Genomic DNA, 16,330 nt, shown 5'->3' with positions numbered 1-16,330 from the left:
GAATGAGATATTTTTGGTGAACCAAAAGTAGAAAAAAATAGTATGCAAGCATAATATTTTTAAAAAATATCTCTGACAACCACTTCAAGTAGCTAAGAATCCAACGGCCCGCACACCAAGTTCATTTGTTGGCGGTATTCGTCGGGTGTGAGAAGGGTATGTTGGTAGAAGGTTTTGAGGAAGTTGCTGTGCGAAAGATACCCCAAGTGTGACGAAATATTTTCAAGACAGATTTCGATGTTATTGGGATTGGCAAGAATTTTCTTGGCTTCCTGAACGCGGTAATAATTGATAAGTTCCAAAAAATCTTGTTCGATGGTTTCGCGAAGCGCTTTGGACAACAGCGACGGAGTAACGTTGAGGCGAAGGGCCAGCGAGTCGAGCGAAAAATGCGGAGAGAGGTAGAGCTTTTCTTGATTCAATAAAAAAAAGAGCCGATGAACGAGCTGACTGGGACGTTCTTGGGTGCGTTCTCTGAGAAATCCCAGCGAAACGCGCCTGAACAAATGCCCAAAATGAAATCGCTCCCCCGTCATAATGCTGCTCATTTTGTAATAAGATGCAAAATGCCAGGGGAACGTTGCATGAATGGGCTATTTCATTTAAAAATCTTGATAAAATAAGGCTGCTAATAGGTGTTTGGAAACCTTGTGCAAACATCAGAATTTTGAATCAATGAACGCTTACCCGATTCGTTAAAGTATGTTAAATGGGGGTTAACTAACTCCTACTCGGCGTTTTTCGTCCTCTACGCCCGAATTTCTACGGCGCGACTGGGTCACTTTGTTGTTACCAAAACGATACGAAAAAGACAACGTGGCCACGCGCGTATCACGGTTTACTCGAAATATTTCTACGTAATCATTGAACGTCACTGTAGCGCGCCCGATTTGGGTGTAAAGCAAGTCGGTGGCGTTGAGTTTTAAAGTCCCTTTACGTTGCCAGAAAGTTTTTTGAATTCCAACAGAGACTTGTCCCGTTGGTAGCACGTCCATGTATCCATAAATCTCGCGGGCACGATACACGACGGTAAGTTCTGCTACGTAGCCTTTTTTGCCAAGCGTAAAGCTGTTGTTGCTGTTGATGTTAATGTTGAAGTTTCCATTTTGCAGCGGTGTATTGGCCGTAAAACCTGTGTATTTTCCGTAATAAGTATTGATGTTGTTGACACTATTCCACCACTTGGTTACTTGGATAGGCGCCGAAACGTTGATTCCCCAAAACTCAAACTCGGTTAGATTTCGGTTGGTTTGAATGGTGATTTTTTCTTCTCCATCAGCAGGGACGATAACCTCAGTGATGTTATTGAACGTCTTGCTGTACGAAAGAGTCGTCGTGATTTGGTCTTTGTAGGTGTGCGACAGTTCGAGAGAGTACGTAAACTGAGGTTGTAAGTAGGGGTTTCCTTCGCTGTAGGTGCTGTTATTGATAAAAAACTTAAACGGATTGAGCTGCTTGTAGCTTGGGCGGTCGATACGACGACTCAGTGAAAGTCCCCAATGGTGGGTTTTGGAGTGTTTATAGTTGATAAAAGCACTGGGAAAGAGCCGCGTATAAGACGTATCAAACTGCGCTTGAGTAGCAATTTGATGTCCATTTAGGCGGGTTTGTTCGACTCGTAAACCCAACTGAAAATTGATTTTATTCAGCTCTTTGGCAAAGTTGACGTAGCCAGCGTTGATGTTTTCGTTGTAAATAAAATGATTGCTTTGCCTAGGGTCAAACACAGGTTTCCCGTCGCTAAGGTTGTAGTATTTGAGGTCATTGTCGGCGCGAACAAAGCTGCTTTTCGCTCCCAATTCTAATTTTGCTTTTTGTTTGAGTGGACGGGTGTAATCAAATTTGAGCGATTTGATGTCTAAAGAACCCGCGATGTCGCCCGTTAAAATAGCGGTTGGTAGCACTTTTTGCCCCAAGCCATCCAAAAAATCGGTGTCAAAACGTTGGTCAGAGGTGTTTTGGTAATGCACATAGTCGGCGTCTATGCTTAACTCATGGCCTTTGGTATCGAAACTATGCTTGAGGTTGAGGTTGGCCGCGTAGTTTTGCAATTTGTCTTTAGAATCATTGGTATTCAAGTCGTTTCGGAGGAAATTTCGTTGACCATCCAAGACACGTGTCGTGGTATTCCCGACGGGATTAAAGCGATTGTCCAAGCCTGTAACGAGCGCTCCCATAATCGTTTTGGACGAAATAGCATAGTCAAGACCAAGGCGGGCCGTGTGCGTTTTGAAGGGAAAACGAATGAAATTATCTTGGTCAAAAACACCTTCTAAAGTTGAGTTTTTGTAAAATTGACGGTCGAGGCGGAGGTGGCTGAAGCCTTTTCGGTAGGAGTAATTATAATTTCCGTAGAGGTTGAGTTTTTTGTTGCGGTGGTTGAATGTCACGCCTTCGGTCGTTTTTGCATATACGCCTTGCCCGTACGACAAGCTCAGTGTGCCGTTTGTGCCTAGGCTTTGGTCTTTTTTGAGGACTAAGTTGAGAATACCCGCGTTGCCAGCGGCGTCGTATTTGGCCGATGGATTGGTGATGATTTCAATTTTTTCGAGGGTATTGGCTGGTAAGCCTCTCAGGTAATTGGCAAGGTCTTGGTTAGAAATAACGGATGGTTTACCATTTATCATCACTACAACACCCTGCTTGCCTTTGAGGCTGAGGTTGTCATTTTGGTCAATAACCACTCCAGGCGAGCGTTCAAGCACTTCGAGGGCATTGCTACCTGCGCTGACGATGCTGTTTTCGACATTGACAATTGTTTTATCAAGTTGCCGTTCGATAAAGGGTTTGGTGCTGCGTACCGTGACTTCGTTGAGGTTTTGCGCGGCTTGGGTTAGAGCAAGCGAACGCAAATGAATAGAAGGTGTTTCGGAGTTGAGTACAAAAACGGGGCTGCTGAAAGTAGCATAGCTAAGTTGACTGACCCGAACAAAAAAACGGCCAAAAGCGATTTTTTCAAACGAAAAATCCCCTTGAGCATCTGTTATTTCGCCTTTGACGAGGGTAGAATCATTGGCTTTTAGGAGTGTAACGGTGGCAAATTCAACGCCTTTTCCGACTTCATCCGTAACGCGTCCAGAGATGGTTTGGGCAAAAAGGGCGTGTGTAGCCCCGCAAAGCAATAAAAGTAGTGTAAAACGAAACATAGCTGTATGAGTTTGGTAAGCCAAAACTACCGCCTATGCTTATTGAGGACGTTCACCCAAAGGGGGGGATTTACACCAATGGTTGCGAGAAGGAATGATATTTGGCCAAAAAATGGGTAAAATAGCCGTAATTCGTACATTTGAATAAAAATACCAAATCAACTTTTACCTTCAAATGAAGCAGATTCTCCTCATGGATGGGCCAGACCACAAAGGGCTCATCTACCAAGTTACGCATGTGCTGTATAATCACAACCAAAATATTATTAGTCAGGACGAATACGTGAGCCCGTCGGGACAGTTTTTTATGCGTACTGAATTTGAGGGAGAGGGAAATCCGAAAAGTATATTGGATGATTTAACGGCGACGCTTCCTGCGGGACTTAACCTGCGATTGAATCCCAAGAAAAAGAAAGATGTGGTGTTGTTTGTGACGAAAGAACACCATTGCCTTGGTGAATTGTTGATACGGTACGCTTTTGATGAACTTGACGCAACGATTCAGGCGGTGATTAGCAACTACAACGTCCTTCAACCGCTAGTCAGTAAGTTTGGGATTCCGTTCCATTTTATTTCCCACGAACACAAAACCCGTGAAGAACACGAAGAGGCTATTTTACGCACGCTCGACATCTATCAGCCTGAATATCTGGTGTTAGCCAAATACATGCGCGTGCTTACTTCGGATTTTGTGAAACACTATCCCAATCGAATTGTCAACATTCACCATTCGTTTTTACCTGCCTTTATTGGGGCTAATCCGTACCGACAAGCGTACGACAGAGGAGTAAAAATCATTGGGGCTACGGCGCACTTTGTCAACGATAATTTGGATGAAGGGCCTATCATTGCCCAAGATGTCAAAGAGGTAGATCACCGTTTGACGGCATTTGACATGGCAACGCTTGGAAAAGATACCGAAAAATCGGTGTTGTCGAAGGCGTTAAAACTGGTATTCAATGACCGTGTGTTTATTCATGGCAACCGAACTATTATTTTGTAAAATAGCATTAAAACAGTATTTTTTCTACTTTTTTATAGACGTTTCCGTATCTTGCGACGTATTTGACCCTAATAACAACTAACCTCCCAGCAATTAAAATGCAAAAACTCCAAACCCTAGACTACTTAGTCTTTCTAGTGTATTTTGTCGTAGTCGCAGGCTACGGTTACTGGATTTACCAACGAAAAAAATCAGCTGAAGCAAGTACAACCGACTTCTTCCTCGCCGAAGGTTCACTGACTTGGTGGGCGATTGGTGCTTCTCTCATTGCCTCCAACATCTCGGCCGAGCAGTTTATTGGAATGTCAGGCGATGGTTTTAAAGTCGGATTAGCTATTGCAACGTATGAGTGGATGGCAGCGGCAACCTTGCTAGTAGTAGGTATTTTCTTCATGCCTATTTACCTCAAAAACCACATTTTTACGATGCCTCAGTTTTTGAATAAACGGTATAATCAAACTGTTAGCTTAACGATGGCAATATTTTGGCTGTTGTTGTATGTCTTAGTCAATTTGACCTCTATTCTATTTTTAGGAGCATTGGCTGTATCAACTATCTCAGGGATTGACTTTACGGTTTGTATGATTGGCTTGTCAGTATTTGCCATTTTTATTACTGTAGGTGGTATGAAAGTAATTGGCTATACCGATGTAATTCAGGTGTTCTTCTTGATTTTGGGAGGTTTGGCAACTACCTATTTGGCGCTAGATTTAGTTTCTCAAGAATTTGGTGTTTCTGGTATCTCAGGTGCTTTGAATACAATTTTTGAAAATTCGGGAGATCACTTTCACATGATTTTTAGTCCAGGACAGTTATCATACCCAGATGGAGAAGGAGGTACCAAAGATGCTTACATGTATTTGCCAGGATTGACGGTATTGATTGGGGGGATGTGGATTGTAAATCTTAACTATTGGGGATGTAACCAATACATTACGCAACGTGCGCTCGGGGCGGACTTAAAAACTGCCCGTGAAGGGATTTTATTCGCGGCATTTTTGAAACTTTTGATGCCTGTTATTGTGGTATTGCCAGGGATTGCGGCTTATACCTTGTATCAAAAAGGGTTGTTTCAGGCAGAAATGATGAATAGCGGAGTACTCAAACCAGATAGAGCTTACCCTGTATTACTCAACTTGTTGCCAGTGGGTTTGAAAGGTCTTTCGTTTGCGGCATTGACGGCAGCGATTGTGGCGTCACTTGCGGGTAAAGCTAATAGTATCTCAACAATTTTTACGTTAGATATTTACAAAAAATACGTTGCTCCCGAAGCCGACGAGAAGAAGTTGGTGTGGGTTGGTCGGGTGACAATTGTGGTAGCGATGATTTTGGCGATTATAATATCACCTTATATGGGGATAGACAAAGGAGGGTTTCAGTTTATTCAAGAAATGACGGGATTGGTTTCTCCAGGGTTATTTGCGGCCTTCTTGTTAGGGTTTTTCTGGAAAAAAACCAATTCGGCGGGCGCTATGTTTGCGATTGTGGGTGGTTTCTTGTTGGCCTTTTCGATGCACAACAACTGGCTTCCAGGCGCAGATTGGTCAACCGTGCCGTTCCTTGACCGTATGGGAATCGTGTTCCTTATCTGTGTGGCAGTAATGATTGCCCTCGGACTTTGGAAACCAAGCGACAAAGGGCTTGAAATTGATGCGTCAATGTTCCGCGTGAAAGGCACATTTGCCGTTGGAGCAGCGATTGTAGTAGTTGTTGTCGCTATTCTTTACACGGTGTTCTGGTAAATCAATAATTCGTTTTTTCTAAAAATCCCCTGCTAGACTGGCTAGCAGGGGATTTTTTTAATGTGGGTATATTAAACCTATTCCTTCCGAGTGGTTCTAAGAAAAAAACAGTTCAAGGAAACACTATGGAAGCAAATTCACACCAGCGTCAGCTTCAACATTTTTTTTGGAGGGCAGGATTTGGGGCTTCTCCCGACGAGATAAAAGCCGCGCTCTCGGCCCCGAGGCAGCGGGTTATCAAGGATTTTATTCGAGATAGCAAAGAGGTTCATGACTTCAATGTCGTTGAGCCAATGCCCTATTTTTCATTGCGGAACGATAAACGCGACATGAAAGCTAGTCCGACCCAAGAACTTGACGGAATCAAGGACAAGTTAAAGGCCGTAGCCGAAGAGCGTCGAGAAAGCATCGGAAATTTAAACGATGCGTGGGTGGCTCGGATGGGGCAAGGAACGGGGGCTTTTCGCGAAAAAATGACTTTCTTTTGGCATAACCACTTCGCTTGCCGCAGCAGGATGGCGTTGTTTGTTCAGCAGCAAAACAATACGTTGCGCCGCCATGCCCTTGGCAAATTTAGCGATTTGCTGATGGCTATTTCCAAAGATGCGGCCATGCTTCAATTTTTGAACAATCAGCAAAATCGTAAAAAAAGTCCCAACGAAAATTTCGCCCGTGAGGTGATGGAATTGTTTACGCTGGGACGCGGAAATTACACCGAAAACGATGTGAAAGAGGCGGCAAGGGCGTTTACGGGCTGGGGATTTAACGGCTCAGGCGAGTTTGTATTTCGGCCACTATTCCACGATGAAGGTTCCAAAACGATATTTGGGAAAACAGGTAACTTCACGGGAGAGGATGTCGTGGATATGCTACTGGCCAATCCCAAAACGGCTCAGTTTATTTCTACGAAACTGTACCGCTATTTTGTCAATCAAAAAGTAAATCCCGAGCACGTTGAAGCATTGAAAAATCGCTTTTTACGCACTGATGGTGACATTTTGGAGGTCATGGAGTATGTATTTACACAGGACTGGTTTTACGACTCTGCCAATATTGGGGCGCAAATCAAGTCGCCCGTAGAGTTACTAGCGGGAATGCAGCGGACGCTTCAGATGGATTTTGTGGATAAAACGCCCGTCTTGTATGCCCAAAAGCTATTGGGACAAACGTTGTTCAATCCCCCCAACGTGGCGGGCTGGCCATCGGGAACGGCTTGGATTGATAGCTCAAGTTTGCTGACCCGAATGCAGCTGCCAAAAGTACTTTTTCGCAACGAAATGCTGGCGGCAAGCGTAAAAGAAAGCGGGGATGCCAACGAAGAAACGGTGAAACGGAAAAATAAATTTGAGGTAACGATGAATTGGGAAAAGTTTGCCTCCTTTTTTGAGACTTTTTCTGAACAAGACCTTACCGAAGCGCTGGCATCACATTTGATACAAGTACCTATTAACAGCTCTTTATTAAAACAAATTGATAAACAAGGAAATGCCTCAGGCCGAGTCGAGCGTGTCAAACAATTGACGGTGGCGTTGATGTCCATTCCTGAGTATCAAGTATGTTAAACACACTATCTAACTACCACTACCACCATGAAACGCCGCGAATTTTTAAGAAATACGACTTTTACGACCGCTGGCTCGTTATTAGTCCCTCAGTTTTTGAAAGCCTACGAAACGCAGTATTCTGCACCTTCTACGCTCAACGAAAAAGTAGTCGTCATCATCCAATTATCGGGTGGAAATGACGGACTCAATACAGTGGTGCCGTTTCGGAATGATATTTATTACCGTGAACGGCCGTCGATTGCCATAAAATCAACGAACGTACTGCGCTTGAACGATGACATTGGGCTGAATCCCGCCCTTGAAAAAATTAAAGAATTGTACGACAACGGGTTGGTGTCGATTATCAACAATGTAGGCTATCCCAATCCTGACCGCTCGCATTTTCGCTCGATGGATATTTGGCAAACGGGAAGCAGCGCCAGCGAGTATCTGTCAACGGGTTGGATTGGACGTTATTTAGATGCACAATGTGCGGGTCAAAGTGCCAAAATCGCTCCGCACCAAGCCCTCGAAATCGACGATACGTTAAGTTTGGCGTTGAAGGGGAAAAATTTGAATGGATTAGCACTTCAAAACCCCGAAAAGTTGTTTTCCCAAACCCAAAACGGTTTTGTAAAAGCTAATTCAAAACTAACCCCTGCCGACGACTACGAAAATGTGGCGTATCTGTACAAAACCTTGGCAGAAACTGTTTCGTCGGCCGAGTATGTTTACAACAAAGCCCAAATACATAAATCTAGTAAGTTGTATCCGACAACAGAGTTGGGAAAAAGCCTTAAAACCATTGCGGAGCTGATTACCTCGGGCGTAAGCACGCGGGTGTATTATGTATCGTTGTCGGGTTTTGATACGCACATTCGTCAAAACGACCAACAAGACCGCCTGTTGCGTCAGTACGCCGAAGCCGTGGGTGTATTTGTGGATGACCTAAAGTCGAATAATCGCTTGGATGATGTGATGGTTATGACGTTCAGCGAGTTCGGGCGTCGCGTGAAACAAAATGCTTCCAACGGTACCGACCATGGTACGGCCAACAACGTATTTGTGATTGGCGGGCCACACCGCACGAAGCCAGTATTGTCAGAAGCGCCTGATTTGACAGATTTGGATAACGGAGATTTAAAATACAAAATAGATTTTCGTCAAATATATTCAAGCCTGCTCGACGACTGGCTCAAAGCGGATTCTCGATTGGTTCTCGGCCAAGCGTTTGAACCTGTGCGATTGTTTGGATAAGGTAAATACTCTCACAGCACCATCACAAACGTGGTGCCCTCGCCAACTTCTGAGGTAGCTGTCAGTGAGCCGCCATGTTGCTGCAAAATTTGCCTTGATAGGCTCAGACCAATCCCTGAGCCTGTTTTTTTTGTGGTATAAAACGGAATAAAAATACGCTCCAATGCCTCAGGCTCGATGCCCGAACCATTATCGGCGACTTCAATGTAGGTTCGTTGGTTGATGTCCGAATGGGCTTTGACGGTAATCAGAGGTTCAGGATTTCCCTGCAAAGCCTCGATGGCGTTTTTAATGAGGTTGATAATAACTTGCTCAATCTGATCAGCATCGGCATTGAGAAGAAGGGTGTCGGGAACGACGCTCACTTTTAATTGTACCGACGATTCTTGTAAGCTTTTTTGGAATAACTGAACCACCCGTTGAAGAAGCTCCTTGACCGAAATTTCGGCAAAAGTAGGTTTGGGCAAGGCCGTAAAGTCGCGGTACGCATTCACAAACTGAATAATCCCTGTACTGCGCTTTTCAATGGTTTGAAGTGCTTCGGTCAAATCTTGAAGTCCTTCATTTTCGGGGATTTCTGGTTGTATGTCTAGCTGGACAATCTCTTTCATGGTGCCAACCAACGACAAAATCGGCGCCAACGAATTCATAATTTCGTGCCGAAGCACGCGCGTCAGGTTTTGCCAAGCCTCTACTTCTTTCTGTTGGAGTTCGGACTGAATGTTTTGAAGAACCACAATCCTGAGGACTTTGCCCCGTAGCTGAATTTGGGTTGCTTGTACCGAAAGCGATTCATCGTCGGGGGTTTCGTAGAGTTGTTTTACCCCCGTTTTGATGTTTGCTATAAGCGAAAAAAGCTGAGGGTGAGGTTCTTGTAAATCTTCAAGTTGGCGAAGTCGATAAATACTCAGCATCTTCAACGCAGCACTGTTGACCAGTTCGACGCGGCCGTCGCTGCCAAAACTTATCAAACCCGTATTGATTTGTTGAACGATGGTGTTGAGGTACTGTAAATTGGCTTCCTTTTCGGCCCGAGCGATGCGGAAGGCTTCGAGTACTTCGTTGAACTGTTGATTAATTTCCTGAAAACTAGCCCCCATTTTGTCGTCAGAACGAAACTTTACCGCAAAATCAGAGTAACGAACCGATTCAAAAAAACGGGAAAGTTTTCGGTTGATGTTCGTGACATAGTGGTACAAGTTAAACATGGCAGCAGCGCCCAATGCCCCAAGTAGCGATACGGCCGTCCACTGTTCTTTGTTGCCAAAATACACTGCCAAGCCTACAAAAAACACAAGTAGGACGATGCGCCAAAGAATACCAATAGAGAAATGTCTCATAGTCCGTATTTTTCCATGCGCCGATACAACGCTTGCCGTGAAAGACCCAATTCGCGCGCTACTTCTGTGATATTGCCGTTGTATTTCTTCATGGCCTTCACAATCAGTTGTTTTTCCATTTCTTCCAACTGAAACGTTTCATTGAACTGCGACGCTTCGGTAAAGGCATTTTGGAAGAAATCTTCGGGTTGGAGGGTGGAGTTTTGGGTCAAAATAATGGCCCGCTCTACCGCACTTCGCAATTCGCGCACATTTCCAGGCCAATTGTAGCGTTGGAGCTGTTTGACGAGTGCCGCACTGAACGCTGTCACCACTCGTTTGTACTGATGACGGTATTGTTTTAAGAACAATTCGGCCAACGGAACAATGTCTTCGGGGCGCTCGCGAAGCGGAGGCAGGCGAAGCTCAATGGTGTTGATACGGTACAACAAATCTTGACGGAAAGTGCGCTCGGCTACCATTTGGGCGAGCGGCTGATTGGTGGCACAAATCACTCGGACGTCGATTTGCTTGGGCTTATTTGAGCCGACGCGCGTCACGAGGCGGCTTTGCAAGACCGAAAGCAATTTGGCTTGCATGGGAAGCGATAAATTTCCGATTTCGTCCAAAAACAACGTTCCGCCGTGAGCTTCTTCAAACCGTCCTGCGCGGTCTTCTTTGGCGTCCGTAAACGCCCCTTTGACACTTCCAAAGAGCTCACTTTCAAACAAACTTTCAGGAATTGCTCCTAAGTCAACGGTGACGAAGGGCTTGTCGATGCGGTTTGATTTTTGGTGAAGAAGTTGGGCCAAATCACTTTTTCCCGTCCCGTTTTCTCCTAAAATTAAAACTGTTGCGTCCGTCGATGCTACGCGCTCAACGGTAGCATACAGCTGCTGCATGATGGGGCTGGTCGCCAAAAAACTGGACTGCGCTGGTTTGTTGGCGGTTTTGGGGGGAGCGGTCGGAGTCGCGGAAGTAGGTTGCACGTTGGCGTGTGCTTTATTTTCTGCCCGTTTTTGGACGGCAGCTTGCAGCGTAGCCAGCAATTTGTCGTTTTCCCATGGCTTTAAAACAAAATCCAACGCTCCCGATTTCATCGCCCGAACGGCCATTTCTACGTTTCCGAAAGCCGTAAAAAGAACCACAACCGCCAACGGGTCAATGTCTAAAATACGGTCGAGCCAATCAAACCCTTCTTTACCACTGATAACGTCGCGGGTGAAGTTCATGTCCAGCAAAATCGCGTCATAGTCGCCGTTGGTGACCAAAAAAGGGATTCGTTGCGGATTTTTTTCAATATCAATTTGGCTAAAATGGCGTTTGAGCATCAGTTTAGCAGCACTAAGCACATCTACGTCGTCGTCAACAATGAGGATTTTGGCTGAAAGCATGGGCTATTTATACGATTGTTGTTTACAGAGGGTTTCAAACTCTAACGGAGTTTACCCAATAAGAGTGCCAAGTTACAAAATCCCTCATAATCAATCAGTAAGAAAATACGTACTTTTTAATCCTGTCCACCGCCGTACAATGCTTGTCCGAAAACGGACAAAATTAGAAATGGCATTTTTGAATAATTGTCTAAAATTCAATCACTTATGGTTCTGGCACGGGTATTGGATAAAGAGAGGTACAGTACTCATACAGCCATAAGAACACATACAATTGAAGGATTTTAGTTTAGGTTAGAGAACCGTGAGCCAGACAAGGCGTTGTTTTTAACAGCCATCATTGTTTAAAAAAATTAAATTCATCAGAATTAACAAATGCACCCATGGAAGTCAAACATCCACTTAGCAACCAAACTTCAAACAACAGCACACAAGGATCAATGGACCGCGTTCGGAAAAAGAAATTTTGGAATACACAGCGTATCATTTTGGTGGTAGGCGGCGGCGCCATCATCGCCTTTATCGGATACCAAGTATTCTTTTCAGATAAACGTTCAAAACTCAACGTAGAAGCAGATAAACTGACAGTATCAAGCGTTTCAACGGGTTCGTTTGATGAGTTTATTGTGGTAACGGGGGTAATTCAGCCGCTCAAAACGATTCGCCTTGACGCGATTGTGGGCGGATACGTGAAAGAAAAAATAGTAGAAGGTGGTAGCATGGTAAGCCAAGGCCAAGTGCTTTTGCGCCTTGAAAACCAAAACTTGAAGCTCAACTTCTTGCAATCGGAAACCGAAGCGAGCCGATTGGTGAACGACCTTCAGAATACGCGTCAACAGTTGCGCGTCAACCGATTCAACATGCGTCGTACGCTCAATGAACTTGATTTCAAAATTGACCAAGCCAAAGATATTTACGACCGTAACCAAAAGTTGTTCAAAGACAAGGTCATTCCCGAATCTGACTTTTTGAAGTCGAAACGCGATTATGAATTGTTGGTAAAGCAACGTGACATTGAAACGGAGTCGCAAAACTACCAAGAAGAAAACGCTAAAATGCAGATTACGCAGTTGGAGGGAACTTTGGTGCGTACGCAGAAAAACGTAGAGTTGTGGCGTCAAACCCTCGATAACTTGGTCGTAAAAGCACCCGTGAGCGGGATGTTGTCGTCGATTGATGTGGAAGTAGGGTCAAACATCAGTCAAGGGCAAAATATTGGCCAAATTGATGACTTGGACGGTTTTAAAATGCGCGTAGCGATTGACGAACACTATATTTCACGGATTTTTGTGGGGTTAATGGGGCATTTTGATTTCAACGGTAAAGAGCATAACCTCCAAATCACGCGCATTTATCCAGAAGTACGCAATGGCCGTTTTGAAGTAGATATGAGCTTCCCAAAAGGAGCACCAGAAGGCATCAAGCGTGGGCAATCGACCCCGATTCGTTTGGACTTGGGTAAGGCCGAAAAAGCGATGTTGTTACCAGTTGGTGGGTTCTTCTCCGATACGGGTGGAAACTGGGTGTATGTCTTAGACAACAGCGGCAAGCGTGCAAGCAAACGCAACATTACCCTTGGTCGCAAAAACCCAGAGTATTACGAAGTACTCGAAGGGTTGCAGCCAGGCGAGAAAGTAATCACCAGTTCGTATGCTAACTTTGGAGACAAAGAAGTATTAGAAATGAAATAACTAAGCCCCCAAACCCCCGATGGGGGCTTCAACAGCCAAGTCTCGGGGCAAATAAACACACAAAAACGCTACCCTGGCGTTTCTCCATTGGGGAGTAAAGGGCCTAACATGATCAAAATAACCAACCTTCAAAAAATCTTCTCAACTGAAGAAGTTGAAACTACAGCCCTGAATGGAATAGACTTGGAAGTAAAAGATGGCGAGTTTGTGGCCATCATGGGGCCATCAGGCTGTGGAAAATCTACGTTACTAAATATAGTGGGCTTGCTCGACAATCCTTCGGGAGGGAGCTATGACTTCCACGGAACCGAAGTGGCTACTTTGTCGGAGCGCCAACGGGCACAACTACGCAAAGGAAACATCGGATTTGTGTTCCAAAGCTTTAACCTTATCGACGAACTTACGGTGTATGAAAACGTCGAGCTTCCGTTGCTTTACTTGAAAGTACCTGCCAACGAACGCAAAGAAATGGTCGAAACCGTATTGACCCGCATGAACATCATGCACCGTCGCAATCACTTCCCTCAACAACTATCGGGGGGGCAACAACAACGTACGGCGATTGCCCGCGCGGTCGTTGCCAAACCCAAACTAATCTTGGCCGATGAGCCTACGGGTAACCTCGACTCTGCCAACGGCGAAGAGGTAATGAAACTCCTCATCCAACTCAACGACGAAGGAACGAGTATCGTCATGGTAACGCACTCCCCGTACGATGCTGGATTTGCACACCGTATCGTCAACTTGTTTGATGGTAAGGTAGTTACCGAAAAAATGCGCGTTTAATCACGTATTCCTATCCATTATATTTTTGAGTAAAGGGCACAGAGTTTCTACAATTCTTTGCCCTTTCTATTGCCTTTTACCCATACAGCTATGATCAGAAACTACTTCACGATTGCATTCCGCAACCTGCTCAAAAACAAGGTTTATTCGTTTATTAATATCATGGGGTTGGCCCTTGGTATGGCTTGCAGCCTGATGATTATGCTTTGGGTGCAAGATGAAATAAACATGGATGGTTTTCACGCCAACGGCGCTCGCCTTTATCGAGTGATGGAAAACCAATACTATTCAGGAAAAATTGAAACGTACGCGTCCACGCCAGGAATTTTGGCTGAAAACATCACCAAAGATATCCCCGAAATAGAAATGGCAAGCCAGTTTTTGTGGGAAGAACAGCCGCTTTTTACCGTGGGAAATACCTTTGACAAGGAAAAAGGGCGTTATGTCCAAGGCGATTTTTTGCGTTTGTTTAGTTTTCCCCTGGAAAAAGGCGACGCTAAAACAGCCCTCAAACGTCCTGATGGCGTGGTGATTTCAAAAAAATTAGCCCAAAAGTATTTTCCCAACCAAGACCCCATCGGCAAAATCATCAAGGTGGACAACAAAGATGCGGTGATGGTAACGGGAGTGCTCAAAGAACTTCCTAAAAATAACTCGATACAGTTTGATTTTTTGATGAGCTACGACCGTTGGCAAAAAACCAACGCGTGGTCGAAAGAGTGGGGGAATAACGGCCCGCGTTGTTATGTATTGTTGGCCAAAAATGCTTCTTTGGCGAAAGTAAATGCCAAAATCAAGGGCTACATCAAAACCAAAAATAAAGACAGCAACGTAGAGTTGTTCTTGCAATCTTTTCCAGAATCATACTTGTATTCAAAATGGGATTCGGGAAAGCAAGACGGAGGGCGCATCGAATACGTGCGGATTTTCTCGATTGTAGCCATCGTTATTTTGCTCATTGCCTGCATCAATTTTATGAATTTGGCGACGGCACGCTCCGTCAAACGTGCCAAAGAAGTAGGCGTTCGGAAAGTAATTGGTGCTGTCAAGGGTGTTTTGGTGGGACAGTTTATGGGAGAAGCCATCCTGATTACGTCGTTGTCGCTGCTGATTTCGATTGTGTTGGTCTTTTTGTTATTGCCAACATTCAACCTCCTTACCGAAAAAGAACTGACGCTCAACTTCACCGACCCGCGCATTCTAGCCACTTTGTTGGGCTTGACCGTGTTTACGGGCTTAGTCGCGGGTAGTTACCCTGCGCTTTTTATGTCTTCGCTCAACCCCGTGGTGGTGCTCAAAGGTTCATTGAAGTTTAAACCGAGCGCTACTTATTTCCGTAAAGGCTTGGTGGTGTTTCAGTTTGCGTTGTCGATTATGCTCATTGTGGGCATGGTGATTGTACACGAACAACTGGATTATCTTCAAACCAAAAATTCGGGATACGACCGCGAGAACTTGGTGTATATGCCGTTGGAGGGCGACTTACAGACCAATTTCTCTTCGTTCAAACAAGAACTTCAACGTCAGCCAGGCATTAAGCACGTTACGCTTTCGCAGGCCAATCCGTTGGAAGTCGGCTCATCGACCCAAGGGGTAACGTGGCCAGGCAAAGACACAACGCAGCTATTGCTGTTTGCCCAAAATGCCATTTCGTACGATTACATCCAAACCATGGGCATTCGGCTGGTAGGTGGACGTGATTTTGGCGAGCAATATGGCATGGATACGACCAACTACATCATCAACGAAGCAAGTGCCAAAAAAATGGGGTATAAAGACCCCGTTGGCAAAGAAATGACCATGTGGGGACGCAAGGGAACCATCGTAGGCTTGATGAAAGATTTCCACTACAACTCGTTACACTCAACCATCGAACCCCTGATTTTACGCCTACAACCCAAAACTGAAAATTGGGGGGTAGTGATTGTGAGGGCAGAGGCTGGCAAAACCAAGGATGCGTTGGCGAACCTTGAGAAAACATTCAAGAAGTTTAATCCGAGTTTCCCGTTTAAGTACTCGTTTACCGACCAAGAATACGCCAAACAATACAAAAGCGAGCAGGTGGTCAATCAACTGTCGAATTTCTTTGCTTTTTTGGCCATTTTTATTTCGTGTTTAGGGCTGTTTGGCTTGGCAGCGTTTACGGCTGAACAACGCACCAAAGAGATTGGCGTGCGAAAAGTGCTCGGCGCTAGCGTGACCAACTTGGTAGGTATGCTGTCGGCGGAGTTTATAAAATTGGTGTTGGTGGCGACGTTCATTGCCTTTCCTATTGCGTGGTATTTCTTAAAAGGGTGGCTCGAAAAATACGCCTATCGCATCGAAATCGAATGGTGGTATTTTGCTTTGGCGGCCATTGTGGCGGTTTTTATCGCCCTGCTAACCGTGAGTTCTCAGGCCATTCGTGCCGCTTTGATGAATCCTGTAAAATCATTGAAAACCGATTAA

11 protein-coding genes are annotated in these 16,330 nt (G+C 45.0%); 7 read left to right on the top strand and 4 right to left on the bottom strand.

The genetic code is table 11. The features are described from left to right. Nucleotides 1-92 precede the first annotated feature (92 nt). Together K339_RS0107380 and K339_RS32855 are read right to left on the bottom strand one after the other, a co-directional pair. Complete coding sequence (locus K339_RS0107380) at nucleotides 93-548, bottom strand: helix-turn-helix domain-containing protein (protein ID WP_084332134.1); 456 nt, start codon at nucleotides 546-548, stop codon at nucleotides 93-95. Nucleotides 549-716: 168 nt separating this feature from the next. Beyond that, a complete protein-coding gene (locus K339_RS32855) occupies nucleotides 717-3,146 on the bottom strand; it encodes a TonB-dependent receptor (RefSeq protein ID WP_051397869.1) in 2,430 nt (809 codons plus the stop codon). Nucleotides 3,147-3,339: 193 nt separating this feature from the next. Here K339_RS32855 and purU point away from each other — a divergent pair, with 193 nt between their 5' ends. The 4 genes from purU (at nucleotide 3,340) to K339_RS0107355 (ending at nucleotide 8,692) form a co-directional block, all read left to right on the top strand. Beyond that, entirely contained in the window at nucleotides 3,340-4,149 is an 810-nt protein-coding gene (gene purU / locus K339_RS0107370; protein WP_028523038.1) for a formyltetrahydrofolate deformylase, read from the top strand. Nucleotides 4,150-4,247: 98 nt separating this feature from the next. Further along, a complete protein-coding gene (locus tag K339_RS0107365) occupies nucleotides 4,248-5,891 on the top strand; it encodes a sodium:solute symporter family transporter (RefSeq protein WP_028523037.1) in 1,644 nt (547 codons plus the stop codon). 125 nt (nucleotides 5,892-6,016) lie between these two features. Beyond that, entirely contained in the window at nucleotides 6,017-7,453 is a 1,437-nt protein-coding gene (locus K339_RS0107360; RefSeq protein WP_028523036.1) for a DUF1800 domain-containing protein, read from the top strand. 27 nt (nucleotides 7,454-7,480) lie between these two features. Then, entirely contained in the window at nucleotides 7,481-8,692 is a 1,212-nt protein-coding gene (locus K339_RS0107355; RefSeq protein ID WP_028523035.1) for a DUF1501 domain-containing protein, read from the top strand. Nucleotides 8,693-8,703: 11 nt separating this feature from the next. Here K339_RS0107355 and K339_RS0107350 read toward each other — a convergent pair whose 3' ends face one another. Together K339_RS0107350 and K339_RS0107345 are read right to left on the bottom strand one after the other, a co-directional pair. Further along, nucleotides 8,704-10,032, bottom strand: coding sequence for a sensor histidine kinase (locus tag K339_RS0107350; protein WP_028523034.1), 1,329 nt, complete (start codon nucleotides 10,030-10,032; stop codon nucleotides 8,704-8,706). Then, a complete protein-coding gene (locus K339_RS0107345; RefSeq protein ID WP_028523033.1) occupies nucleotides 10,029-11,405 on the bottom strand; it encodes a sigma-54-dependent transcriptional regulator in 1,377 nt (458 codons plus the stop codon). The genes K339_RS0107350 and K339_RS0107345 overlap by 4 nt, the downstream gene beginning before the upstream one ends. 440 nt (nucleotides 11,406-11,845) lie before the next feature. Here K339_RS0107345 and K339_RS0107340 point away from each other — a divergent pair, with 440 nt between their 5' ends. From K339_RS0107340 to K339_RS0107330, 3 genes are all read left to right on the top strand, one after another. Continuing rightward, nucleotides 11,846-13,096, top strand: a complete 1,251-nt coding sequence (locus K339_RS0107340) for an efflux RND transporter periplasmic adaptor subunit (protein ID WP_028523032.1) — start codon at nucleotides 11,846-11,848, stop codon at nucleotides 13,094-13,096. 108 nt (nucleotides 13,097-13,204) lie between these two features. Beyond that, complete coding sequence (locus K339_RS0107335; RefSeq protein WP_028523031.1) at nucleotides 13,205-13,882, top strand: ABC transporter ATP-binding protein; 678 nt, start codon at nucleotides 13,205-13,207, stop codon at nucleotides 13,880-13,882. Nucleotides 13,883-13,972: 90 nt separating this feature from the next. Next, nucleotides 13,973-16,330, top strand: coding sequence for an ABC transporter permease (locus K339_RS0107330; protein WP_028523030.1), 2,358 nt, complete (start codon nucleotides 13,973-13,975; stop codon nucleotides 16,328-16,330).

The sequence above is a fragment of the Runella limosa DSM 17973 genome (genome assembly GCF_000482465.1).
Taxonomy (GTDB): domain Bacteria; phylum Bacteroidota; class Bacteroidia; order Cytophagales; family Spirosomataceae; genus Runella; species Runella limosa.
This window is presented reverse-complemented; position numbering and strand designations above follow the sequence as displayed.

Excerpts from the sequence above, each read along its gene's own strand:
- K339_RS0107340 (WP_028523032.1), top strand. The coding sequence starts at position 11,846 with ATGGACCGCGTTCGGAAAAAGAAATTTTGGAATACACAGCGTATCATT.
- K339_RS0107365 (WP_028523037.1), top strand. The coding sequence starts at position 4,248 with ATGCAAAAACTCCAAACCCTAGACTACTTAGTCTTTCTAGTGTATTTT.
- K339_RS0107380 (WP_084332134.1), bottom strand. The coding sequence starts at position 548 with ATGAGCAGCATTATGACGGGGGAGCGATTTCATTTTGGGCATTTGTTC.
- K339_RS0107355 (WP_028523035.1), top strand. The coding sequence starts at position 7,481 with ATGAAACGCCGCGAATTTTTAAGAAATACGACTTTTACGACCGCTGGC.
- purU (WP_028523038.1), top strand. The coding sequence starts at position 3,340 with ATGGATGGGCCAGACCACAAAGGGCTCATCTACCAAGTTACGCATGTG.
- K339_RS0107345 (WP_028523033.1), bottom strand. The coding sequence starts at position 11,405 with ATGCTTTCAGCCAAAATCCTCATTGTTGACGACGACGTAGATGTGCTT.
- K339_RS0107360 (WP_028523036.1), top strand. The coding sequence starts at position 6,017 with ATGGAAGCAAATTCACACCAGCGTCAGCTTCAACATTTTTTTTGGAGG.
- K339_RS32855 (WP_051397869.1), bottom strand. The coding sequence starts at position 3,146 with ATGTTTCGTTTTACACTACTTTTATTGCTTTGCGGGGCTACACACGCC.
- K339_RS0107330 (WP_028523030.1), top strand. The coding sequence starts at position 13,973 with ATGATCAGAAACTACTTCACGATTGCATTCCGCAACCTGCTCAAAAAC.
- K339_RS0107335 (WP_028523031.1), top strand. The coding sequence starts at position 13,205 with ATGATCAAAATAACCAACCTTCAAAAAATCTTCTCAACTGAAGAAGTT.
- K339_RS0107350 (WP_028523034.1), bottom strand. The coding sequence starts at position 10,032 with ATGAGACATTTCTCTATTGGTATTCTTTGGCGCATCGTCCTACTTGTG.